Here is a 23,098-nt window from a genome sequence, read left to right as displayed (position 1 = left end):
GGCGGGCACGGCGGCGGCGGGCACGGTGGGCACGGGCAGGGTGGGGACGGGGAAGGCGGGGGTGGGGACGGGGACTGGGGCGGCGGACGGGGTGGGGCGCTCGTCGTCGGCGCTGGGCATGGGTCTCCTCGGATCGCGGCATCGCGGCTTCGCAGCTTCAGGACTCGGTGCGTCAGATCGGTGCGCGCCGGAACGTCACAGCTTCAGGACGTCACGGCATGCGGCAGTACGCGCGGTCCCCGGGTGTCCACGCCTGAGCGAGGAGATCAATCCCCCCTGTGCACCGTCCGAAACACCATTCGCCGGGCAATCGGCAACGGCAGAGAATCCGTCCGCCACGGCGTCCGGAGGCCCCGTCCCGCAGCGGGGTTCCGGCAGGACCCCTTTGCGCCGCGCCGGGGCCGCGCGGCCGCCGTAGCGTGGAGACATGAGCGCCGATCGCACCCCCGTACCCGCGGCCAACAGCGAGCTGCGGGAGTTCCTGCGCTCGCGGCGGGCCCGGATCACGCCCGAGGAGGCCGGGCTGACCCCGCCGCCGGGCGTCCGGCGGGTGCCGGGGCTGCGGCGGGAGGAGGTCGCGCAGCTGGCCGGGGTGAGCGTCGACTACTACGTGCGGCTGGAGCGCGGACGCAGCCTGCACGTCTCGGAGGCGGTGCTCGACGCGGTCGCCCGCGCGCTGCGGCTCGACGAGGACGAGCGCGGCCATCTCCTCGCGGTGGCAAGGCCCGGCCGGGGGCGCAGCCGTCCGCTGCCGGCGCAGCGGGTGCGCAAGGGCCTGCACCGGGTGCTCGACACCCTCACCGAGGCCCCGGCCCTGGTGATCGGCCGGCGCACCGACGTGCTGGCCGCCAACCGGCTGGCCCGCGCGCTCTACACCGACTTCGACGCGCTCCCGCACCGCGAGCGCAACATGTCCCGCTTCGTCTTCCTCGACCCGGCGGCCCGCGAGCTGTACCCGGACTGGGAGGGCGTGGCCCGGTCCAGTGTGGCGGCCCTGCACCTGTACGCGGGCCGGCATCCCGACGACCCGCGGCTCGCCGAGCTGATCGGTGAACTGTCGCTGCGCGACGAGGACTTCCGGCGCTGGTGGGCCGACCACGACGTGCAGCGCCGCACCTTCGGCGCCAAGCACTTCCACCACCCCGTGGTCGGCGCCCTCACGCTGGACTACGAGGCGCTGGCGGTCACCGGCGACCCGGACCAGACGCTCGGCATCTACACCGCGGAGCCCGGCTCGCCGTCCGAGGAGGCGTTGCGGCTGCTGGCGAGCTGGACCGGCGAGCCGGCCGCGGGGCCGCCGCGCGAACGCGGCCCCGCGCCGCACCGACCGCCGCCGCCCTGACCGCCTCGGCCCCGCCGGGCTCAGCCCGTCAGGGCGTCCAGCAGCGGCGTGGAGTAGACGCGGTGGGGGTCGAGGCGGTCCAGGGCCGCGACCGCCTCGTCCCAGCCCGGCGCGCCCGGGGCGCGCAGTGAGGCGGGCACGGCGGTGGCCAGCACCTCCGGGTCGGCCCAGGCGGCGGTCCCGGTGTAGGCCCAGCCCTTGGACCACTCGACCCGGACCGCGGCGCGCCCGGCGTCGAGGCCGCCGAGCAGGAACTGCTCGATGTCCCGGTAGAAGCGGTGCAGGGCCGGTGTGGCCGGCAGGGAGAGGATGTCGAACCACACCGCGGTGTCGAAGGCGGGCATGTCCGCCTTCGGCCGCAGCGCGGACAGCAGCGGCGGCCGGGCGCCCGGCACCCCGCACACGGCCGGGTCGTCGAGGCCGGTCACCCGGATCTCGACCTGCCCGTTGACCGGGTACTCGCCGCGCGCCGCGTACGCGTCGAGCAGCGCGCGGTACCGCGTGGTGAACTCCGCGACGAGCCACTGGAGGTCGCCCCTGCGGGTGAGCACCGCGTAGCCGTTCGCGGTCTCCCGCAGCGTGGTGGGACGCACGTACTCCAGCAGGTCGCGCGAGGCGCCCCACAGGTCGGAGCGCAGCCCGCCGGCCAGCAGGTGGGTCAGGACGTCGCCGGTCAGCACATCGCGGACGGCGCTGCCGGAGAGCAGCACGTCGGTGATGTCGCCGGTCAGCGCGACCTTCGCGAGCAGGTACTGCACCTGCCCGAACAGCGGCGCGCTCTCCCACGCGCCGGACACCAGGTCGCCGGCCAGCCGCGCCACCGGCTCGGGGAGGTTGTCGGAGAAGGGGTAGTTGTACGGCCCGGACACCTCGTGGGAGCCGAGCGGGCGGTCGGGCGCCAGGCTCCAGACCTTCAGCCACGGGTGGTCGGTGAAGGCGAACCAGATGGCCTCGACGCGGCCCGCGGCGTCCACGAAGCCGGCGAGCGTACGGGACGGGTCGGCGGTTCCCGGGGCGGCGAACAGCTCGGCGGCGGGGATGTCGAGCCGGGACACGCAGCGCAGGCGCGTGTCGGCGCCGACGCGCAGCACCGCCTCGGTGACGAAGGCGCGGCCGAGGTGGGTCAGCAGGGCGTCGCAGTCGGGCTCGGCGCGGCCGAGCGTCCGCAGCGCGTAGCGGCCGGCGGCGGCGTCCCAGACGACGGCGGTCAGCTCGGTGACGAGGTTGCTCAGCGAGCCGTAGCCGTGGCCGGGGCCCGGCGTCTCGCCGGCGGCGGGGACGGCGGTGCCGTGCGCGCCGACCGCGAGCGCGCCGCCCACCGAGAGGTCGCCGGGCGCGGGGGCGGCCGCCACGCCGTGCCCCGAGCCGCCCGCGAAGGCGAGGAGCGCCTCCAGTGACGCGCCGGCCTGGACCCGTACCAGCGCGGAGCCGTCGCCCGGCTGCGCCGCGAGGGACATCGCGGTGAGGTGCACGGTGGTGTCGAGGAGCACGACGTGCGCCGCCGCGGGGGTGTCCGCGGCGACGGTGAGCGGCGACCAGCCGTGCCGGTGGCCCTGCGCGCGGGCCTGCCAGCCGGACCCGAACGCCCAGTTGACGACGTCGACCACGTCCTGGGGGGTGCGCGGGACGCAGGTCCACAGCTCGTCGGTGCGGATCTCGCCGGCCCAGTTCTCGTACACGCCCAGGTGCACGTCGACGCCCGGCGGGAAGCCCGGCGGCAGCGGCGCCGCGCCGGCGGCTTCCCGCGCGGCCGCCTCGGCGCTCTGCGGCCCGACCACGCCGCGCAGCAGCCATGCGGCGCCACCTGCGGCCGCGGAGGTGGCGAGGAGGCGGCGCCGGGAGAGCCCGGGGCCGCCGGCCCGGCCGCCCGCGCCGGGGTCGGTCCTGAGGCCGGGGTCGGTCCGGGCGGCGGGATTCGCCTGGACGCCGGGATTCGCCTGGACGCCGGCGGGCTGGTCGCTGGGCGGTGTCGATGCCATGCCGTCCATTGCAGCACCGACTCCCCCTGCCCGGGGGCCGGTTGGCGATGCGGCGCCCTGTCGCGCTCCCGTCGCGCCCCGTCCGTCCGTCCCGCCCCGGGCTCAGGCGTTCGGCGGCCTGCTCCTCGCGACACCGGCCCCGGCACGGGCATCCGGCGCGGGGCTCCCAGAGCCGCCCGGGGCGCCCGAGGCACCCGGGCCCTTGCACATACCGCAGTCACCCGTCAGAATGGTGACGTGGATCTGAATCATGTCTTCGTCTGCGGGAACCCCGCCCTCGACTTCGCCGCGACGCTGCGAGCCCGCCGGTCGGTGCGGTTCGAGATGTTCGTGACGCCGGACCGGCTGGGCGCCTGGTACGTCGAGTCGGGCGTCGTCGACGCCCTCTCGCCCGCGCGGCAGGCCGATGTCGAGCAGGCGACCGCGGTGCGGGAGGCGATCTACCGGCTGGTCGCCGACCGCCGTCACGGCGAGGAGTTCGACGACGACGCGCTCGCCCTGCTGAACGGCGCCGCCCGCGAGACCCCCGCCACCCCGCAGCTCACCGCGGCGGGGCGGCGGACGGTGGCGACACCGCAGGAGGCCCTGTCCGCCGTCGCCCGCCAGGCGGTCGAGCTGCTGGGCGGACCGGACGTGCCGCTGCTCAAGGAGTGCGACAACCCGGAGTGCACCCGCATCTACATCGACCGGTCGCGCGGCATGCGCCGGCACTGGTGCGGCATGGAGTCCTGCGGCAACAAGATCAAGGCCGCCGCCTACCGCGCCCGTAAGAAGGAGAGCGACCCGGTCCCCGCCGCGTGACGGCGGACCTCTGCCACTGAGGGCCACCCGCGGGGCGCGGCGGGCGACCGCCGCGGTCAGCGGCCCACAAACGCCGCGAGGTGCTCGCCGGTGAGGGTCGCGCGACCGGCGACCAGGTCGGCGGGTGTGCCCTCGAAGACGACCCGGCCACCGTCGTGCCCGGCCCCGGGGCCGAGGTCGATGATCCAGTCGGCGTGCGCCATGACCGCCTGGTGGTGCTCGACGACGATGACCGACGTGCCGGCGTCGACGATCCGGTCGAGCAGGGCGAGCAGCTGCTCGACGTCGGACGGGTGGAGGCCGGTGGTCGGCTCGTCGAGGACGAGGACACCGCCCTTGTCGGCCAGCCGCGCGGCCAGCTTGAGCCGCTGCCGTTCGCCGCCGGAGAGCGTGGTGAGCGGCTGGCCGAGGCTCAGATAGCCCAGCCCGACGTCGGCGAGCCGGCCGAGGACGGCGTGCGCGGCCGGGGTGCGGGCCTCGCCCGCGCCGAAGAACTCCTCGGCTTCGGTCACCGGCATGGCGAGCACCTCGCTGATGTCCCGCCCGCCGAGGCGGTACTCCAGCACCGACGCCTGGTACCGCCTGCCCTCGCACTCCTCGCAGGTGCTGGCGACCCCGGCCGTCATCGCCAGTTCGGTGTAGATCACGCCGGCGCCGTCGCAGGTGGGGCAGGCGCCCTCGGAGTTGGCGCTGAACAGCGCCGGCTTCACCCCGTTTGCCTTCGCGAACGCCTTGCGGATCGGCTCCAGCAGGCCGCTGTACGTGGCCGGGTTGCTGCGCCGTGAGCCGCGGATCGGGCTCTGGTCGATCGACACCACGCCCTCGCCGGCCGGGATCGACCCGTGCACCAGCGAACTCTTCCCCGAGCCCGCGACACCGGTGACGACCGCCAGCACCCCGAGCGGGATGTCCACGTCGACGTCGCGCAGGTTGTGCGCGGTCGCGCCGCGGATCTCCAGCGTCCCGGTGGGGCTGCGCACCTGCTCCTTGAGCGAGGCGCGGTCGTCGAAGTGGCGGCCGGTGACGGTGCCGCCGGCCCGCAGTCCCTCGACGGTGCCCTCGAAGCAGACCGTGCCGCCCGCGGCGCCGGCGCCGGGGCCGAGGTCCACGACGTGGTCGGCGATCGCGATCGTCTCCTGCGTGTGCTCCACCACGAGCACCGTGTTGCCCTTGTCCCGCAGCCGCAGCAGCAGGCCGTTCATCCGCTGGATGTCGTGCGGGTGCAGGCCGGCGGTGGGCTCGTCGAAGACGTAGGTCACGTCGGTCAGCGGGGAGCCGAGGTGCCGGATCATCTTCACGCGCTGCGCCTCGCCGCCCGACAGCGTGCCGGAGGGCCGGTCGAGCGAGAGGTAGCCGAGGCCGATCTCGCTGAACGAGTCCAGCGTCTGCCGCAGCGCGGCGAGCAGCGGCGCCACCGTGGGGTGCCCCCCGCCCGAGGAGCCGGGAAAGCCCGGGTCGGGCTCGTCCAGCCCGGCGACCCAGGCGGCCAGGTCGCTGATCTGCATCGCGCAGGCGTCGGCGATGCTGGTCCGCCGGATCCTCGACGTCCTGGCGCCCTCGCTCAGGCGGGTGCCGCCGCACTCGGGGCAGGTGGTGAAGGCGACCGCACGCTCCACGAACTCCCGGATGTGCGGCTGCATCGCCTCCTTGTCCTTGGCGAGCATCGACCTGCGGATGCGCGGCACCAGACCCTCGTAGGTCATGTTGATCCCGGCGATCTTCATCCTGGCCGGCTCGTGGTGCAGGAAGTCGTGCAGCTCCCTCTTGGTGAACTTCGCGATCGGCTTGCCCGGGTCGAAGAGGCCGGACTCGCTGTAGAGCCGGTGGTTCCAGCCGCCCGGCTGGTAGCCGGGGACGGCGAGCGCCCCCTCGGCGAGCGACTTCGCGTCGTCGTAGAGCTGGGTGAGGTCGAGGTCGGTGACCGTGCCGCGGCCCTCGCAGCGCGGGCACATCCCGCCGGTGCGCTGGAAGGTGACCTTCTCGGCCCTCTTGTTGCCGCGCTCGACGGTGATCGCGCCGCTCGCACGGACCGACGGGACGTTGAAGGCGTACGCGCTCGGCGGTCCGGCGTGCGGGTCGCCGAGCCGGCTGAAGAGGATGCGGAGCATCGCGTTGGCGTCGGTGACGGTGCCGACCGTGGACCGCGGGTCGGCGCCGAGACGCTGCTGGTCGACGATGATCGCGGTGGTCAGCCCGTCGAGCACGTCGACCTCGGGCCGCGCCGGGGTCGGCATGAAGCCCTGCACGAAGGCGCTGTACGTCTCGTTGATCAGCCGCTGCGACTCCCCGGCGATGGTGCGGAACACCAGGGAGCTCTTGCCCGAACCCGAGACGCCGGTGAACACCGTCAGCCGGCGCTTCGGGATCTCGATGCTGACGTCCTTGAGGTTGTTCTCACGCGCGCCGTGCACGCGGATCAGGTCGTGGCGGTCGGCGGCGTGCGGCGCGGCCTGCGGCCGGTCCGCCCTCGGGGACGTGCTCATGGTGTCTCCATGCGTTCGGGCCGCGGCGGCCGCGCGCGGATCGTGAAGCGCGGCAGGACGGGGGGCGGGAGGGGCCGGGCGGCGCGGCGCTCAGCGGTCCTGGAGCAGCCCGAGGACGTTGCCGTCGGGGTCGGTGAAGGTGGCCACCATACGGCCGCCGCCGACGTCGTGTGCCGGCTCCCGTACGGTGGCCCCCGCGGCGGTCACCTCGGCGAGCTTCGCCGCCAGGTCCGCCACGTGCCAGTAGGCCACCGGTGCGGCCGTCCCCTGCGGTCCGCCGCCCGGCACCAGGCCGATGTGCTGCCCCCCGGCCTCGAACCCGACGTAGTACGACTCGTCGGCCTGCGGCTGCACGCCGAGCAGCGCCTCGTACACCGGCTTGGCCTTCGCCAGGTCGGTCACGGGGTGCAGCACGGTCTTGATCCCCTGGGTGGTCGTGCCGGTCATGGTCGCTCCTGACGTCGTGGGCCGCCTGCGCGGCTCGGTCCGCGGGGTTCCAGGACGGGCGGAACCCCACGGCCGTCACGCTACCGACGGCCTGCGACCGGTGCTTCTCCGTTCCTGATCGGTCGCCCCCGGCCCTCCCGACCCCTGCCCCCGCGGGCTCCCGTGCGCGGGCCGCGGGCGGCAGGGCGCCCCAACCGGCCCCCCACCGGGGACCTCTCGCCGGCGGGCCGCATGGCACACTGGCCGATGAATCGCGTCTACATATCTGTAGTCGGCCTGACGGCGCTGCGTCCGCCGAGGGAGGAGGGGGTGCCGTGAGCCCGCTCGCGCTGGTCGTCACCGTGTTCCTCGCCTGCGCGGTGGAGGCGGTGGAGGCGGTCACCATCGTGCTCGCCGCCGGGACCGGCCGGCACTGGCCGTCGGCGCTCAAGGGCGCGGGGGCCGCGCTGATCGGCCTCGTCGTGGTCGTGGGCGCGCTCGGGCCGGCCGTGGCGCAGATCCCGCTGGGCGCCCTGCGGTCGGTGGTCGGCTCCCTGCTGCTGGTGTTCGGCCTGCAGTGGCTGCGCAAGGCGGTGCTGCGGGCCTCCGGGTGGAAGGCGCAGCGCGACGAGACCACCGCCTTCGCCGCCGGGGTCGCCGCGGCGCGCGAGGCCCCGCAGGCGCGGCGCGGCGCGGTCCGCGACTGGTACGCGTTCACCGTGGCCTTCAAGGGAGTCGCCCTGGAGGGCCTCGAAGTGGCCTTCATCGTCGTCACGTTCGGCGGCAGCCAGCACGATGTGCCGCTGGCCGCCGCCGCGGCCGCGGCCGCCGTGGCCGTGGTGGCGGGCGTCGGCCTGGCGGTCCGCGCCCCGCTGGCGCGGGTGCCGGAGAACACGCTGAAGTTCGCGGTCGGCACGCTGCTGACCTCGTTCGGCCTGTTCTGGGCGGCGGAGGGCGCGCGGGTGTCCTGGCCCGGGTCGGACGCGGCGCTGCTGGTCCTGGTCCCGGCCGTGGCGCTGCTCGCCCTCGCGTACACGAGGATCCTGCGGCTCGCCGCCGTGCGCGCGGCCGACCCGCCTCCGGCCACGGCCCCGAAGGAGGTCCACCGATGACCCGGCTCCGGGCCTTCGCCCTCTTCTGGTACGACTTCGTCATCGGGGACGACTGGCGCATCGCCGCCTGGGTGGTGGGCTGCCTCGGGGCCACCGCCGGCCTGGAAGCGGCCGGGGTGAACGCCTGGTGGCTGCTGCCGGCCGGCGTCGCCGCAGCGCTGGCGCACTCCCTGCGCCGGGCCGTGCGGGCCGCCCGCGGACGCTGAGCGCCGCCGGGCCGTCAGGACGGTGCAGGCCGTCCGGGCGGTGCAGGCCGTACGGGGCCCCTGGGCCGTCCGGGCGGTGCTGAGCGCCGCCTTCCCGGGAGCCGCCCGAGGATCTTGACTCCTTCATGGTCGGCGTCTTCCGCCTCCATCGTCTACAGTCGTGTAGACGGTCTACATTCCTGTAGACGAACGGGTCGCCCGGCGACTCCCATCCGCCAGGCGCGCGCGGCCTCCCGCCGCGATCGACGCGTCTGCCAGAACCGGAGGAGGGACATGACGGCCAGCAGCGCCCTCGCCTTCGACGGCAGCCACATCGACGGCGGCCTCTACCGGTCCATCACCGACGCCGCCCGGCACAGCCCGCACGCACTCGACCGGGCCGTCGGGCTGTTCTCGTCCTACGGCCTCGTGATCTTCGCGGTGCTGATGCTCCTCGTCTGGTGGCGCGCCCGTCACGCCGACCCGGGCACGATGGCGCAGGCGCTCTTCGCGCCGATCGTGGTGACCGCGGTCTTCGGCGTCGACATGCTGGTGAAGTCGGCGGTGCGGGAGGCACGGCCCTGCCGGAGCCTGCCGGGCAGCTTCACGATCGAGAGCTGCCCGGGGGCAGGCGACTGGTCCTTCCCCAGCAACCACACGGTCGTCGCCTTCGCCGCCGCGGCGGCGATCTGGGTCGTCGACCGCAGGCTCGGCGCGGTGGCCGCCGTGGCCGCCGCCGCGGAGGGCGCGTCCCGCGTCTTCGTGGGGGTGCACTATCCGCACGACGTGGTGGCGGCCGCGGTGCTCGGCGTCGCGCTGGGCGCTCCGCTCGCCCGCTGGTCCGGGCGGCAGGCGGCGCTGGTGGAACGGCTGCGCACCGGTCCGCTGCGGCCGCTGGTCCAAGCGGGATGAGGCCACCCGTGCGCCCCCTCCCGGGCCGGTCCGTCGTCCTGGTCGCCTCGTCGGGGGTCCTCTTCGCCCTGCTCGCCTGGGCTGTCGCGGCGCACGGCGGCGGGCCGCTGGGCCCCGACCGGGCGCTGCACCGGTGGACGGTCGGCCACCGGCCGCAGCCGCTGACCTCGGTGGCGCTGCTGCTCACCGCGACGGGCTCGGGTCCGGTGCCGTACGTGGCCGCGATGCTCGCCGGCTGGACCGGCTGCGGCCGGCCGGCCTCCCCCAGGAAGGAGGCGACCGTCGCCGTCGCCGCCGTCGCCCTGCTGCTGGCCGGGCAGGCGGTGCGCGTCGCCGTGATGACCGCCGTCGGCCGCCCCCGGCCCCCCGCGGCCGACTGGGCGGCCGTCGCCGGCGGCTCGTCCTTCCCGTCCGGCCATACGACGACAGCCGCTCTGGCGGCCGGACTGCTCGCCTGGTCCGCGGTGCGCAACAGCGCACCGCGCACCGCCACCCGCACGTTCGTCGGGCTGTGCGCGCTGTGGGCCGTGCTCATCGGCTGCACCCGGGTCTACCTCGGCGTGCACTGGCCCACCGACGTCCTGGGCGGCTGGCTGCTGGCCACGGCGTGGCTCGCGCTCACGCTGCCGGTGCTCGGCCTGGTGGCCGACCGGCACATCCGCCCGCCCGGCCGCGGCCCCGGTGCGGCGAGCCCGGCCGACCGCGAGGCGCGCCGGTGACGGCGCGCCGCTGACGGCTCAGCGAGCGGGGCGGGTGCGGCGCCGGCCGGCGGCGAGCACCGCCACGAGCAGCGCGATCACCACGGTCAGCACCAGGCTGACCGGTCCCGTGCCCCACCCGAGTCCCCCGCGGGCCTTCGGAACGCCCATCCAGTCCGCGAACGAGGCGCCCAGCGGCCGGGTCAGCACGTAGGCCGTCCAGAAGGCGGCGACCGCGTCGAGCCGCAGGACGAGCCCGCCGACGGCCGGCACCGCGATCAGTGCGGCGAACATCACACCGGACGAGAAGTACCCCAGGTGCAGGCTGCCCGCGGTCAGGTCACCGACCGCGGTGCCCAGGGCGAAGGTGGTGAGGACGGTCGCCCAGTAGTACGTCTCGCGGCGGCGGGTGCGGATGCTGTGGATCGACAGCGTCCCCTCGCTGCGGTACCAGGCGACGAGGACGACCGTCAGGACGACCGCGAAGGCCACCGTCGAGACCGCGTACGGGATGCCTGCGACGACATGGACCACGTCGGCGGCCATGGTGCCGAAGACGCTCACCATGACGATCGCCGACCAGTAGGTCCAGACGGAGTACCGGGTGGAGCGGAACTGGAGCGCGAGCAGGCCCACCAGGCCGAGCAGGCCGATCGCGCCGGCCGCCACCGGGCCGAGGACCCGTGCCAGGAAGTCCGAGGTGGTCTCGCCCATGCCGGTGGTGAGCACCTTGGTCACCCAGAAGAGGGCGGTCACCTCGGGCACCTTGCTGAAGGCCGCGCCCGCCGCGCCGTGCACACCGGCCGCCCTCGGGCGGCGGTGCCGTACCGGGGCGGCCTCCTCGATCAGTCCGCCCGGCGCCCCGAGCCCGGTCTCCGCCTCGGCCGTACCACCGTTTCCCGACCCGTCCACAGCGCTTCCGCCCTCCCGGCGCAAGGCGCCGATCCGTCCACCCGCATTGACTACAGGACTGTAGACGAAAGCCGGGACGACCGGCGCGGCAGGGGCCGGGGCCCGCCCTCCGGCTCCGGACCTCGGGCCTGGGGCCGTGGGACGGGACGCCGGACCTGGATTCTACGCACTGTAGTAGGTTGGTCCTGGTCGGCTGACGACGACACCACGCGCGGGCCAAGGAGCTGGAACCATGCCTCAGGACATCGGACCTGCCGGCCGCCGCGCACCCGGCGCGCTGGAGAACGAGGTGCTCGCCGCCCTCTGGGCGGTCGGAGCCCCGGCGTCCGCCGCCACCGTCCGCGACGGCCTGACCGGTGATCCCGCCTACACCACGGTCCTCACCATCCTGTCCCGGCTGAACGACAAGGGCCTGGTCAGCCGGGAGCGGGCCGGTCGTGGATACCGCTATTCGCCGGTGCACGACGAGGCCGGGCACGTCGCGGCCGGCATGCGCGCGCTGCTGGAGAAGGGCACCGACCGGGCCGCCGTACTGGCCCGGTTCGTCGCGGAGCTGCCCTCCGAGGACGAGCAGCTGCTGGAGCAGCTGCTGCACGAGCCGCTGGAGGGCTGAACCGTGTCCATCAGCTTCTGCACGCCGTTCGCGGTCAGCGGCGTCCTCGCGCTCGCGGCGCCCTGGGCGGGCCGCCGGCTGCCGCCGCGGCTGGCGTCGTGGCTGCTGACGGTCGCCGCGGTCGTCGCCGCCGGCGGCTGCGCCGCCGCACTGGCGATGCTCGCCCTCACCCTGATCGGGCGGATTCCGCTGGTCGCCGCCGTCGGGCGCTGGTCGCCCGGCGTGCTCGCCGCCCACACCCCGGTCGCCCCGTCCATCGCCGCGGTGGGCGGGCTCGCCCTGGCCGGGTGCCTCGTCGCCGGAACGGTGAGCGCCTGCCGGCAGGCGCGCGTCCTGCTCGCGGCGCGGCGGGAGAGTCGCGGACTGGTCGCCGCAGGCGACCTCGCCGTCATCGACGACGCCGTCCCCACCGCCTTCGCCCTGCCCGGCTCACCCGGGCGCGTCGTGGTCTCCTCCGGCATGCTGCAGGCGCTGGACGCCGACGAGCGCCGCGCCCTGTTCGCCCACGAACGCGCCCACCTGCGCCACCGGCACCACGTCTTCCTGCTGCTCCTCCAGGTGACGGCCGCGGTCAACCCGCTGCTGCGCCGGGTCGCCTCGGCCGGCTCCTACGCCCTGGAGCGCTGGGCCGACGAGGAAGCCGCCGCCGTGGTCGCCGACCGCAGACTGGTCGCCCGCGCCGTCGCCCGCGCGGCGCTGGCCGGCAAGCACGCCCCCGGCCCGGCGCTCGCCGTCACCGGCGGCCCGGTGCCGCAGCGCGTCCAGGCGCTGCTCGCCCCGCCGCCGCGGGTGCCCCGCGGCCTGGTGGTCGCGCACGCCCTCCTCATGGTCGTCTGCTGCGCGGGCCTGGCCCTCTCCGCCCAGGACATGGACCAGATGTTCGACGCCGCGTCACCCCTCCACACCGCGGTCACCACGCACCAGCGGTGAGCCGACCGGCCGGGCGCCGCCGACCGGCCGCGGCCCGCGGCTGAGGCGCACCCCGCGAAGGCCCCCGCCGGGGAACCGGCGGGGGCCTTCGGACGATGCGTGCGGCGGGGGTCAGTCCGAGTCGGAGGAGGGGACGTAGGCGCCCGGGACGTCACCGGGGGCGTAGATCCTGCGGTCACCGGGGTACGGGGTGGCCCAGTTGTGGGTCTCGTACCACGTGAAGCGGTTCATCTGCTCGGGGTTGGCGAAGTCGGGCACCGCCTTGTCGCCGGTCAGCCGCTGCTGCGACTGCCAGGTCTTCCACTGCGCCGCGACCTTCTTCAGGGCGGCCGGCACCGACACCGTCGTCGGCGCGGGAGCGGCGGTCGGGTCCTGCGGTGCGGGGGTGTCCACGCCGCAGGGCGGCGGGGTGGACAGGCCGAGGGTCAGCGAGGTGCGGTTGGGCACCGCGGTGAACGGCGTGTAGTCCGGGTGCCCGGTGAACGCCCCGTACATGGGGGTGGCCGCGCTGTCCTTCTGGTTCATCGGGTGGATCCCGAGGATCTGCTCGATGGTGCGCATCATGGTGATCTGCGAGTAGTAGCGGTTGTCGACCGCCCCGCGCTGCGCGTAGGGGCTGATGACCTGGATCGGCGCCCGGTGGCCGTCGACGTGGTCGAGGCCCGCCTGGGAGTCGTCCTCGACGACGAAGATCGCCGAGTCCTTCCAGTACGGGCTGTGCGTGATCTCGTCGACCATCCTGCCGACCGCGAGGTCGTTGTCCGCGACCTGGGCGGCCGGGTTGGCCGGGCCGCCGGTGTGGTCGTTGGAGTACCAGAACATGTTCAGGTTCGCGGGACCGTTCTTCTCGAAGTCCTGCTTCCAGATCTGTTCCTTGTAGACGTCCGGGACGCTGGTGTCGAACTGCGGGAAGCCCTGCACCGACACCTTGTTGAGCGACGGGATCGCCGAACCGGTCTGGATCGGGTAGGCGGTCGGCGCGCCGGTCGCCTGCATCGTCTTGGTGTCGCAGTACAGGTTCTGCCAGGTCGCGCCGGCCGGCTTGCTCTCCAGCGACTGGAACTCGCCGAAGTCCTTGACGGTCTTCCCCGCGGCCTGCGCGCCGCTCCAGATGAAGCCGGTCTTCTGGTGGCCGAGCACGTCGTTCTCGGTGTCGTAACTGCGCGTGTACTCACCGGCCGACGACTCGGTGTACTCCGGGTTGTCCGACTGCATCAGCCAGTTGTGGCCCTCGGCGGAGTTCGTGCCGACGTCGTAGAAGTTGTCGTACAGCCCGAACTGCTCCGCCAGCGCGTGCTGGTTGGGCGTCACGTTCTCGCCGAACTGCGTCACGGCCGGGTCGCCGTCGCCCTGCGGCATGTCGCCGAAGACCTGGTCGTAGGTCCGGTTCTCCTTGACGAGCAGGAAGACGTGCTTGATCGTCGAGGGGTCGCCGATGCGCGCGGGGACCGGCACGGCCTTCGCCCTGCGGCCCTCGGCGAGCTTGACGTCGCCGTTGGTCCAGCCGTTCTGCTGGAAGACCTGGGCGGTGGCGGACCTGATCGCCCTGTCGCTCGGCAGCGTGAACTGCGTGAGGCTCGACGTCGTGTCGTGCGTGCCGTGGCCGGCGGCGGTGGTGGGACGGCGGGCGTCGATGCCGCGGGTGTTGGAGACGATCACGTTCCCGCCCACGGTGGTGACCTCCGCGGGGAAGTAGTCCGTCGGCAGCAGCCCGACGTAGGAGACGGGCTCCTGCGCGCCGGAGTAGCGGTAGACCGCGACCGCGTTGGCGCGGCCGAGCGTCACCAGCAGGTGGCCGTCGTCGGTGACCGTCACCGCGTCCGGCTCGTAGCCGACGGACGCCTCCGGCCACGGCTGGGTGGCGATGGTCTGCACGACCCGGTCGCGGCGGGTGTCGATGACGGACACCTTGTTGTCGGCGGTGTCGGTGACGAACACCACGCCCTTGTGCGCGTACACCGCGGTCGGGTGCAGACCGACGGTGACGGTGCCGACCGCGGCCGACGGGTCCGCCACGTCGATGACGCTGACCGTGCCGGTGGTGGACGCGCCGGTCGCGCCGTTGGCGGGCACGTCGGTGCCGTACGAGTTGATCGTGGTGTCGCCGGCCCTGGCCGGGCGGCCGCCCTCGTTGCTGACGTACAGCTTGTCGCCGACCAGGGCGGCGCCGCGGGGCGCGGTGCCGACCGCCCAGCTCCGCGTGATCGTGCCGGTGGCCGCATCGATGGCGACCACCCGGTTCTGGCCGTTGACCGCGCCGTACACGGTCGCGCCGTCGGCGGAGAACACCGCCGCGCCCACCAGGGCCTGCTTGGCGCCGTCCGCCGGGATGGGCACGGCCACCGGGTCGGCCAGGGTGCCGTCCGCGTTCACCGTGAACCTGGTGTAGCCGTCGCTCTGGCCGAGCCACAGCTGCCTGCCGTCGGGCGAGTACGCCGGGCCCTCCTGGCCGACGGCGGCGCTCTTGATCCGCAGGGTGTCGGCGGCGTTCGTGCCGATCTTCTGCTTGACCTGGCCGGTCTTGAGGTCCATGAGGACCAGCGCCGCGTCGCCGTCGGTGACGGCCGCCGCGAGGGTGGTCCCGTCCGGGCTGACCGCGGACGACATGATCTTGCCGTCGTTGATGACCGTGCGGCTGCCGTACGGGGCGATGTACTGGTCGTCCGCGACGACCTGGCCCTGGGGCGTCACCTGGCCGACCTGCTGGGTGCCGAACTGCTGGGTCGAGGCGACAGCGGTGCCCGTGACACCGAGCGCGACGGCGATGCACGCCGTCACCAGAGTCGTCCGGCGGCCGACGCGTCGGCCGAAGAGCCGGATCTGCGCCCTCTCGGTGTTTCGACGCTGCCGTGTGACCTGCATGGAATCATCCCTTCGGGGAGGAGCGGAGCAGTTCGACGTTGCCGTCGAACTGCCACAGTGGGTTCGGCGCGTCACCTTCGGAGGTGTGCACCAGGAAGTAGCCGTTGACTTCCTTCGGTCCGTCGCCGTCGGCCACGTACCGCCCGTCGGCGGTGAGGTCGAGCTGGTAGATCGCCGTCCCCGTGACCTGGACGCCGGGCAGGTGCCACGAGACGACGCAGCGCCAGTCGTTGCCCGGCCCTTCCTGAGCGTCCTGGCCGTCGCTCTTGGTGCACGCCGCCGAGGTCCGCAGCTGGGCCTCCGTGACAGCCGGGCGGTTCAGCTGCCCGGTCTGCATCCGGTACAGGTGCGCGAAGGCGGTGGCGACCGACCGCTGCACCTTGTCCCGGGTGATGCCGGACCCGGTGGACGGGGTCGCCACGGCGACGGCCCCGAACGTGGCCGCGAGGAGCACGGCCAGCGGGAGCAGCGCGGTGGTCAGCGCGCGCCGCCCGGAACCGTCGTCGGTCGGTTGGGTGAAGTCCCGCCGCAGGAAGAGCAGATAGGCCAGCGCCGTCGCGGTCACCGCCCACACGAGGCCGACCGCGATGCCGATCAGCAGCGGTTCGGTCTGCACCGGACCGGTGAACAGGCCGTTCCAGGAGATGAAGGCGTAGCCGGGCAGCGCCAGCCGCAGCGCGACGGGCAGCGGCAGCATCTGGGCGAGCTGCACCGCGAGCGCGACGAGCGCGGGCAGCAGCAGTCCCATCGGGGACCGTCCGAGCACGACGGAGCCGAGCAGCCCGATGGCGGCGAGCGCCAGCGTGGGCGCCAGCACGCAGACCCAGGCCAGCAGGACCTTCCCCGCGGTGTCCGACGGCGACAGCAGATGGCCGTCCAGGCCGACCAGCGGGTGGTTGCCGACCGACACCAGGCCGCCCGCCGCGCTGGAGGCCGCCAGCCCGGCGACGAGCAGCAGGATGACGGTGAGGCTGGCCAGCGCCTTCGCCGCGAAGATCCGGCGGTGCGATCCGACCGCCACCAGCAGGTGGCGCCAGGTCCCCAGCCTGTCCTCCGAGGCGAACACGTCACCGGCGACCAGCGAGGTCAGCAGCGGCAGCGCCCAGCTGCCGGAGAAGCCGAGCACCACCAGTGACCCGGCCCAGCCGGTGGCGTGCATCCACCGGCCGAAGAGGGTGTCGGAAGGGAGCGTGCTCTGCCGGCTCACCGCGGCGACGAAGAGCGCCGGAACGATCCAGCAGGCCAGCACCAGCAGCCTGATCCGCCACTGCGAGACCAGCTTGACCAGTTCGAAACGGTAGCCGCGGGCCACGGAGACGCGGGGCGTTCCGGCGGCGCCGCTCTCGGCGGCCGTCCCGGTCGACGTGGCGGTGGCGGTCATCGGCCTGCCTCCTGTGGTGCGGTGAGGGCGAGGAACGCGGCTTCGAGCGGCGACGTCACCGGTGCCAGCTCGCGCACCGCGACGCCCGCGCCGACGATCCGCGCCACCAGTTCGTCGAGCGCCGGCACCTGGGCGCGCACGACGAGCACTTCGGCGCCGCGCCACTGCCCGGCGTCCTCGACGACGCCGATCCCGGCGGTGTCGGCCGCAAGCCGGCGGGCGGCAAGCGGGTCCGAGGTGAGGAGCCGGTAGTCGAGTTCACGGTTCTCGGCGGCCAGCTTGCCGAGCGGGCCGGAGAAGACCACCCGCCCGGTCGCGAGGATGGTGACCTCGGAGCACAGCGCCTCCAGGTCGTCCATGCGGTGGCTGGAGAGCACGACGCTCGTCCCCTGCGCGGCGAGCCGGGTGAGGACGCCGTGGACGTGCCTCTTGCCGGCCGGGTCCAGGCCGTTGGACGGCTCGTCGAGCACCAGCAGGCGCGGCCTGAGGAGCAGCGCGGCGGCCAGTCCGAGCCGCTGGCGCATGCCGAGCGAGAAGCCGCGCACCCGGTCGGCGGCGACGTCCTTGAGGCCGACCTGGTCGAGCGCCTCGTCGATGCCCGCCGTCCGCGCGTCCTCGCCGCGCAGCGCGGCCAGCGCGGCGAGGTTCTGCCGGGCGGTGAGCGAGGGGTAGAGGCCGGGCCCGTCGACGAACCCGGCGACGCGGGCGGGGGCGGCGAGCGCCCGCCCGACCGGGGCGCCCAGGATCTCCAAGTGCCCTTCGTCCGAGGCCGCCAGGCCCAGGAGCAGGCCCAGCAGGGTCGTCTTGCCGGCGCCGTTCGGTCCGACCAGACCGTGCACCTGCCCCTGCGCGACGTCCAGATCGACGCCGTCGAGAGCCACGACCTCGCCGAAGCACTTCGTGATCCCCCGCGCTCTGACCGCGAGCGGTGTCTCCACAGCCCCTCCTTTCCCAGCCCTCAGGGAATGTAGGGACGGCAGTAGGCGGCAGCGTGCGCCCTCGGTTGAACGCTGGGAGAACGGCAGACGACGGGATCCCGCTGCATGGATGCCCCGGCCGGAGAAGTGATATGACGTCGCGTCAGCTGTGGACGGGCGGTGTCGACGGCGCGGTAGCCTCATGGCGGACGGGCCGTCGGCCGACCGGCCGACCGGCCGACCGGCCGACCGGCCGACCGGCCGACCGGCCGACCGGCCGAGTGGCCCAGTGGCCGCGACGGGGCGGGAGGACGAGGGTGGAGACCGGGCAAGCGGCACTGGAAGCCGGCCTGTACGAGGCCGAGCGCGCGTTGCAGACCGCGATGCGCGCGGGTGACGTCGCGGCGCTGGACCTGCTCCTGGACGACCGGGTCGTCTACACAGGACCCGACGGCCGCTCCCAGACGAAGCACGAGGACTTGGAAGCGCATCGGTCGCGGACCCTCGTCGTCGACGTGCTCGACCAGGAGGACCTGCACGTGACCGTGGCGGGCTCGACCGGGATCACCCGTCCGCTGCTCGCCCTTCAGGGCACCGCCGCAGGGCAGCCGTTCGCGGCACGCCTCCGCTACACGCGCACCTGGGTGCACGCCGACGGCGTCTGGCGCGTCCTCGCCGCCCATGCCGGTCCGGCTGCCGACCTCGGCCTTTGACGCCACGGGGGATCCCCTCGCCCGGAGCGCGTCGGGGGACGTAGCCGGTACCGGCGCGCTACCGGCGCGGCGTCAGCCCGTTACCCGTGCGGCGTCGGCCCGGGGCTCAGGCGAGGGCGGCGACCAGCAGGGCGAAGGCGGCGACGATGTCGGCGACGCGGACGTAGTGGAAGCGGTTCCAGCGATTCATCTGCTCCTTCCAGTCCTGGGGCCGGTTCTCGGGGGTCCACGTCTTGTTCCGGTTGTTGATCGGGACCAGCAGCAGGATCGACATGACCACGCTGAGAAGCAGCAGCGCGCCCGCGGTGACGACGAGGCCGGCGCCGTGGTGGTGCCGTCCGGCGACGGCCCAGACCGCGACGAGGGCGAGTGAGCCGATGTACCAGAACGGCATCACGGCGCCGAGCATCCGGCCCCCGTGGGCGTGGCCGAGCTGGGCGCTGTCCTCCGGGAGGGCGTTGAGGATCGGGTTCATGACGAAGGCGACGGAGAACTCCACCCCCACCATCAGGCCGACGACCACGGTGGTGACGACCTCGAGTGCGCTGAGCATGACGACCCCTCTTGGTAGCTAGCATCGCTAGGTGATGGGTCAACGCTAATACTGCTGCCGCTTGATTGTCTAGCGATGCTAGGATCGAACCATGTCGGTACAGGAACGCAAGGAGCGCGAACGGGCCGAGCGCGAGCGCCTCATCGTGGCGACGGCCCGCGAACTCGCCGAGCAGCAGGGCTGGGACGCGGTCACCACCCGCCGGCTCGCCGAGCGCATCGAATACAGCCAGCCGGTCCTCTACAGCCACTTCCGCGGCAAACGGGAGATCATCGGCGCCATCGCCCTGGAGGGCGCCGCCGAGCTGGCCGCGGCGGTGCGCACGGCGACCGCCGCCGCGAAGGGCCCGCACGGGCGGGCGTACGCCCTCGCCCGCGCCTACCTCGACTTCGCCGCACGCAACCCGGCGGTCTACGACGCCATCTTCCAGCTCGACGGCGGCCTCCCGTACGCGCAGGAGGACACCCCTGAACCTCTCAAGGACGCCTTCGCCGCGCTGCTGGAGTGCCTCGGCGAGGTCGCGGGGGACGGCGTCGACCCGGGACTGTTCACCGAGACGTTCTGGGCGGCGCTGCACGGGCTGGCCACCCTGACCCGCGCGGGACGGCTGCCGCCGGAGCACACCGAGCGCAGGACGCGCCTGCTGGTGGACCGGCTCACCGTCGTCTGACACGTCATCCCGGCGGGCCCGGGGGACGGACGCGGGCAAGGACGCGACATCCACATCCCCCCGGTGGCAGTTCCCTCCACGGAGCCCGCGTCGCCGCGGTCAGCAGGCGGTCGAGCCCCCCGGGAACGAGCGCCGGCGCCCCATGCCCACATCCCAAGCCCCATGGGAAGGCAAAAAGTCCATGGGCTTGAATTTACCATCGGCTTGACTAGCTGCGGACTGGATAATTCCGGTATCCATAATTCCACATACCCGCTTGCGATTCTCCGCACGATGAACAAGGGTTCAATTGCTCCAAGCCATCCTCCGTCAATGCGAAAGTGGCACGACCAAGGGAAAGGCACGGCATTGCAAGCGGCGACAGCAAAGAAGATGAGTGTGCTCACCGGGGCGTTACTGGCAGGTTCGGCGCTGCTCGCGCCGAGCGCCCACGCCCGAGAGGCAACACCGGCCGGGACGTCGCGAACAGTCGCGGCGACACACACGGTCCAGTACCTTTCGAATGACGATTTCGTGCGCGAATACGGCGCACAGAAGGCCCGCGCGTTCGGGATTCCACTGCCGGACGAAACGGCGTCGGCCGCCATACCGATGGACCCTCCCCAGCCGTGGTACAAGATCGACTGGACTACCAAGGACTGGGACGGGCGCACCATCCCGACCAGGCACGGGACCGACGACTTCGGCTTCGTCCACGCGTGCAACGACCACAGCATGTGCGCCGAGGCGCCCATGACGGCGCCGTACCACGGAACTCCGGACAAGTGGACGAGTTCCACCCGCGCCGAGTACTACGGCGTCGCCCTCATCGACGGGGAGCCGGAAATCAAGATCACCACGGTGGCGGAGTTCGGGCACGTGGGCCCCAACGGCGCCGAGGCGCCCGACGGCAAGGTCATCGGAACCATCACCTCGTACTGCCAGGGCATGACGTACTGCCCCTACTGGATCAACGGCTGACCGAGGGGCACGACGGGCGCCGGCGGGCAGGGGGCGTGGAACACTGAGGTGATGAACGCTCATTCAACTCGGGTCCTGCTGGCGCTTCGCCGCTTCGTGGCGGCGCCGATCCCGCCCAGCCGGTTAAGGGTACGGGGCGTGCTGCCGGCCCCGGAGTCGCATGTGCGCGTCATGTTGCACGGCCAGGGGAACATCACCGTCGACCTCCCGATCTGGCGTCCGGACCGATCCGACCGATATGCGCCCATGTGGTATGTGAGCGCCCTCCGAGAATTGGCGGACGCCGTGCAGTCCGGCCGCATGGAAAATCCTGGGACCGAACCAGTGAAAGGTGATGCGCTGATAGCGCAAGGCGTCATCGGTGCGGAGATCGCGACCACCGAAGACGAAGCGGTGGACTTCATTGTGGGCGATCTCGCCGGTGATCCCCTCTGGCATGACGCCGCGGGATCGATCGAACCGGACGTCTACACGCTTGCCGGATTCCAGCAGATCGACGAGAAAGTCGTCCGCGTCTACGTGCACCATGCGGGCCGGGTGATCGGCCTCGACCTGGCGGCACAGAACCGCAAGGCGACCGGCCCGCGGAGCCCCGGCTGGTGGGCGTCGACCAAAATCGTCGCGATCCTGCGGGACGAAGCGACCCTCGCCGCCCATCGCAGCACCGGGACCGACGACCCGTTCTGCGACGCCCTCTTCGACCTGACTCGTTGGGCCTGAGCGGCCGAGGGCCCGTCGAATCTCTGGTGCCCGATCAACTCGCCGCCGCAGCCTCCCTCACCGGCCCGACCGGTGTCAGAACCAGGCCGTCTCCGCCCTGACCAAGGGCCGGCCTGTGAAAGGTGGTCGGCGGCAGCTTCATCACGCAACGCCCGCTCCACCCGACCGAGCGGGAGTTGTTCGAGACCGATGCGCTGAAGGGCCCGGGCGTTCACGAGATCTGCGCCTCGGCGGGCCCAGCCGATTGCCGCCACGACCTCGGGGTCGATGGTCTCGCTCTCGCCGACGACCCAGCCGGCGCGCTCAAGGCGGGCCGGGGCCGGGGCGGGGTAGAGGGAGCCGCTGGAGACCTGGGCGGCTCGCATGATCTCCATGCCCAAGCGAGGGCGCGGGGGGTCGGCCGGACCGCCCGCTGACGCGCAGTGCAGCCGCGATCCGCCGGCTGTCCGGGGGTGGCACCGGGGTTGTCAACCTCCGGGTTCCCGCCCGGCGATCCGCACCCCGGAGGGCCGTGGAACCGGGGTGACGGCGGCCGCGTCGAACGGGCATCGCGCCGGCACCGGGGGGAGAGACGGATGACCGTCTCGCCGTGTGCCCCGGAGGAGAACTCCATCGCCCGCTGACCTGCGGGGGCTGGTGCGACAGTGGTGCAGCCTCGGTGTGATCATGCGCGCTGTCCAGACGCTGTTGATCATGCCAAGGCCGCGAGGGTGAGTCGGCTGCACGACGCCGCCCGCGCCGAGCACCTGTGGGCGCAGGCCCGGTACGCCGCCCGGCGAGTGCGCTACGCCACGGCCGGCCACTACCGGACCTCCCGCTCCGTCCCCTCCATGCTTCCGCATCGAGTGCGCAGAGCTCTCGACGGACCCGAACGCGCGCCGCCGGAAGATCGGATTCCGGTGGCGCGCGCCGCCTCGGCAAGCCGACGGGAAGGGCCGACGCACGACAGCGGAGTACGGCTCAGCGCTCACGCCCCCGCGGCTTCAAGGGGGTGGCGGGCAGCGCCGGGGCGGGGAGGCGGGGGCCCGCGTAGCCGTGGACCTCGCCGAAGCGGCCGGACGACGTCCAGGCGTCGCGGGCCTCGGTGATCTCCTCGGCAGATCGGCCGACGAAGTTCCACCACATGAGGATCTGCTCCTCGAACGGCTCGCCGCCCAGCAGCATCACCGCGCTCTCGTCGTCGGCGCCCAGCGGCAGGCTGGTGCGGCCGCTGCCCAGGTAGAGCATCGACCCCGGGCCGACCCGGACGCCGTCGACCTCGGTCTCGCCGGACATGGCCAGCACCGCGTACTCGAAGTCGCGTTCCAGCGGCAGCCGGGCCGAGGCGCCGGAGGCGAGGCGGATGTCGGCTCCGACGATCGGGGTGTGGACGGTGCCGGGCGAGCGGGCGCCGTCGACCTCGCCGAGCAGGACGGTGGCGTGCAGGCCGTTGCCGCCGGTCACCTCCGGGAGCTGGGCGTGGTGCTCGAAGGCGGGCGCGATGTCGCGGTGGGCGTCGGGCAGCGCGACCCACAGCTGGGCGCCGTGCAGGTAGGGGGCGTGGTCGCGGGGGGACTCCTCGGAGTGCGAGATCCCGCGGCCCGAGGTCATCAGGCCCAGTTCACGGGGCCGCACGGTCTGCTTGCTGCCGAGGCTGTCGCGGTGCAGCACCTCGCCCTCGTGCAGCCAGCTGACCGTCTGCAGTCCCATGTGGGGGTGCGGCGGCACCTGCATGCCGGGTTCGCGGGCGATGTCGTCGGGGCCGTAGTGGTCGACGAAGCACCAGGCCCCGACCATGCGGCGGCCGAGGTTGGGCAGCAGACGGCGCACCACGGTGGACTCGCCCAGCGGCACGGTGCGGGCCGTGAGCAGTTCGCGGACCGGCGCGGCGGACACGTCCTCGCGCCCGCCGCACACGGTGGCCGCCGGTTTCACGTCGAGATTGCTCAT

Annotated in this window: 21 protein-coding genes and 1 pseudogene; 13 read left to right on the top strand and 9 right to left on the bottom strand. The window is 73.6% G+C overall.

The genetic code is table 11. The features are described 5' to 3' along the window. The first annotated feature begins 427 nt into the window (after positions 1–427). Positions 428–1,342, top strand: a complete 915-nt coding sequence (locus V2S66_RS27435) for a helix-turn-helix transcriptional regulator (protein ID WP_330799390.1) — start codon at positions 428–430, stop codon at positions 1,340–1,342. Positions 1,343–1,362: 20 nt separating this feature from the next. Here V2S66_RS27435 and V2S66_RS27430 read toward each other — a convergent pair whose 3' ends face one another. Further along, positions 1,363–3,321 (bottom strand): cholesterol oxidase substrate-binding domain-containing protein, encoded by a 1,959-nt coding sequence (locus tag V2S66_RS27430; RefSeq protein ID WP_330799389.1) that lies wholly within the window; start codon positions 3,319–3,321, stop codon positions 1,363–1,365. A gap of 237 nt (positions 3,322–3,558) precedes the next feature. Between V2S66_RS27430 and V2S66_RS27425 the strand changes: the two genes are divergently transcribed. After that, positions 3,559–4,122: a CGNR zinc finger domain-containing protein gene (locus tag V2S66_RS27425; protein WP_330799388.1), complete on the top strand. Its 564-nt coding sequence runs from the start codon at positions 3,559–3,561 to the stop codon at positions 4,120–4,122. A 56-nt stretch (positions 4,123–4,178) separates the two neighbouring features. Here V2S66_RS27425 and V2S66_RS27420 read toward each other — a convergent pair whose 3' ends face one another. Both V2S66_RS27420 and V2S66_RS27415 read right to left on the bottom strand, forming a co-directional pair. Then, the gene (locus V2S66_RS27420) at positions 4,179–6,605 is read right to left on the bottom strand and encodes an excinuclease ABC subunit UvrA (protein WP_330799387.1); all 2,427 of its coding nucleotides are present in this window, start codon (positions 6,603–6,605) and stop codon (positions 4,179–4,181) included. A 90-nt stretch (positions 6,606–6,695) separates the two neighbouring features. Beyond that, on the bottom strand, positions 6,696–7,052 hold the full coding sequence (locus V2S66_RS27415) for a VOC family protein (RefSeq protein ID WP_330799386.1): 357 nt from the start codon (positions 7,050–7,052) through the stop codon (positions 6,696–6,698). A 314-nt stretch (positions 7,053–7,366) separates the two neighbouring features. Between V2S66_RS27415 and V2S66_RS27410 the strand changes: the two genes are divergently transcribed. The 4 genes from V2S66_RS27410 (at position 7,367) to V2S66_RS27395 (ending at position 9,959) form a co-directional block, all read left to right on the top strand. Beyond that, positions 7,367–8,143, top strand: coding sequence for a COG4280 domain-containing protein (locus V2S66_RS27410; protein WP_330799385.1), 777 nt, complete (start codon positions 7,367–7,369; stop codon positions 8,141–8,143). Next, the gene (locus tag V2S66_RS27405) at positions 8,140–8,349 is read left to right on the top strand and encodes a hypothetical protein (RefSeq protein ID WP_330799384.1); all 210 of its coding nucleotides are present in this window, start codon (positions 8,140–8,142) and stop codon (positions 8,347–8,349) included. Before V2S66_RS27410 ends, V2S66_RS27405 begins: the two co-directional genes overlap by 4 nt. Before the next feature lie 273 nt (positions 8,350–8,622). Next, entirely contained in the window at positions 8,623–9,240 is a 618-nt protein-coding gene (locus V2S66_RS27400) for a phosphatase PAP2 family protein (protein WP_330799383.1), read from the top strand. A gap of 8 nt (positions 9,241–9,248) precedes the next feature. Beyond that, on the top strand, positions 9,249–9,959 hold the full coding sequence (locus V2S66_RS27395; RefSeq protein ID WP_330799382.1) for a phosphatase PAP2 family protein: 711 nt from the start codon (positions 9,249–9,251) through the stop codon (positions 9,957–9,959). An 18-nt stretch (positions 9,960–9,977) separates the two neighbouring features. On the opposite strand, the gene V2S66_RS27390 is transcribed toward V2S66_RS27395, so the two are convergent. Continuing rightward, complete coding sequence (locus tag V2S66_RS27390; RefSeq protein ID WP_330799395.1) at positions 9,978–10,736, bottom strand: COG4705 family protein; 759 nt, start codon at positions 10,734–10,736, stop codon at positions 9,978–9,980. 346 nt (positions 10,737–11,082) lie between these two features. Between V2S66_RS27390 and V2S66_RS27385 the strand changes: the two genes are divergently transcribed. Both V2S66_RS27385 and V2S66_RS27380 read left to right on the top strand, forming a co-directional pair. Next, positions 11,083–11,463: a BlaI/MecI/CopY family transcriptional regulator gene (locus tag V2S66_RS27385; RefSeq protein WP_330799381.1), complete on the top strand. Its 381-nt coding sequence runs from the start codon at positions 11,083–11,085 to the stop codon at positions 11,461–11,463. Positions 11,464–11,466: 3 nt separating this feature from the next. Continuing rightward, complete coding sequence (locus V2S66_RS27380) at positions 11,467–12,393, top strand: M56 family metallopeptidase (protein WP_330799380.1); 927 nt, start codon at positions 11,467–11,469, stop codon at positions 12,391–12,393. Positions 12,394–12,504: 111 nt separating this feature from the next. Here the strand turns inward: V2S66_RS27380 and V2S66_RS27375 are convergent, their stop codons facing one another. The 3 genes from V2S66_RS27375 to V2S66_RS27365 are packed head-to-tail and all read right to left on the bottom strand — an operon-like array spanning position 12,505 to position 17,574. Beyond that, positions 12,505–15,255 (bottom strand): bifunctional YncE family protein/alkaline phosphatase family protein, encoded by a 2,751-nt coding sequence (locus V2S66_RS27375; protein ID WP_330799379.1) that lies wholly within the window; start codon positions 15,253–15,255, stop codon positions 12,505–12,507. Positions 15,256–15,259: 4 nt separating this feature from the next. After that, complete coding sequence (locus V2S66_RS27370) at positions 15,260–16,636, bottom strand: ABC transporter permease (RefSeq protein WP_330799378.1); 1,377 nt, start codon at positions 16,634–16,636, stop codon at positions 15,260–15,262. Continuing rightward, positions 16,633–17,574 (bottom strand): ABC transporter ATP-binding protein, encoded by a 942-nt coding sequence (locus tag V2S66_RS27365; RefSeq protein ID WP_330799377.1) that lies wholly within the window; start codon positions 17,572–17,574, stop codon positions 16,633–16,635. The genes V2S66_RS27370 and V2S66_RS27365 overlap by 4 nt, the downstream gene beginning before the upstream one ends. Before the next feature lie 296 nt (positions 17,575–17,870). Here V2S66_RS27365 and V2S66_RS27360 point away from each other — a divergent pair, with 296 nt between their 5' ends. After that, complete coding sequence (locus V2S66_RS27360; RefSeq protein ID WP_330799376.1) at positions 17,871–18,266, top strand: nuclear transport factor 2 family protein; 396 nt, start codon at positions 17,871–17,873, stop codon at positions 18,264–18,266. Between the two features lie 106 nt (positions 18,267–18,372). On the opposite strand, the gene V2S66_RS27355 is transcribed toward V2S66_RS27360, so the two are convergent. Beyond that, positions 18,373–18,819, bottom strand: coding sequence for a DUF1772 domain-containing protein (locus V2S66_RS27355; protein WP_330799375.1), 447 nt, complete (start codon positions 18,817–18,819; stop codon positions 18,373–18,375). A 91-nt stretch (positions 18,820–18,910) separates the two neighbouring features. Between V2S66_RS27355 and V2S66_RS27350 the strand changes: the two genes are divergently transcribed. From V2S66_RS27350 to V2S66_RS27335, 4 genes and pseudogenes are all read left to right on the top strand, one after another. Continuing rightward, positions 18,911–19,489, top strand: a complete 579-nt coding sequence (locus V2S66_RS27350; protein ID WP_330799374.1) for a TetR/AcrR family transcriptional regulator — start codon at positions 18,911–18,913, stop codon at positions 19,487–19,489. A 591-nt stretch (positions 19,490–20,080) separates the two neighbouring features. After that, complete coding sequence (locus V2S66_RS27345) at positions 20,081–20,449, top strand: hypothetical protein (RefSeq protein WP_330799373.1); 369 nt, start codon at positions 20,081–20,083, stop codon at positions 20,447–20,449. A gap of 51 nt (positions 20,450–20,500) precedes the next feature. Continuing rightward, a complete protein-coding gene (locus tag V2S66_RS27340; protein ID WP_330799372.1) occupies positions 20,501–21,169 on the top strand; it encodes a hypothetical protein in 669 nt (222 codons plus the stop codon). A gap of 29 nt (positions 21,170–21,198) precedes the next feature. Continuing rightward, a pseudogene (locus tag V2S66_RS27335) lies at positions 21,199–21,363 on the top strand (ATP-binding protein); the annotation flags it as partial. Between the two features lie 766 nt (positions 21,364–22,129). Here V2S66_RS27335 and V2S66_RS27330 read toward each other — a convergent pair. Next, positions 22,130–23,098, bottom strand: a complete 969-nt coding sequence (locus tag V2S66_RS27330; RefSeq protein ID WP_330799371.1) for a pirin family protein — start codon at positions 23,096–23,098, stop codon at positions 22,130–22,132.

Source organism: Actinacidiphila polyblastidii, assembly GCF_036353415.1.
In the GTDB taxonomy this organism is placed as follows: Bacteria; Actinomycetota; Actinomycetes; order Streptomycetales; family Streptomycetaceae; genus Actinacidiphila; species Actinacidiphila polyblastidii.
Note: the sequence above shows the minus strand (reverse complement) of the source record. Positions and strands in the feature narration are given on the sequence as shown.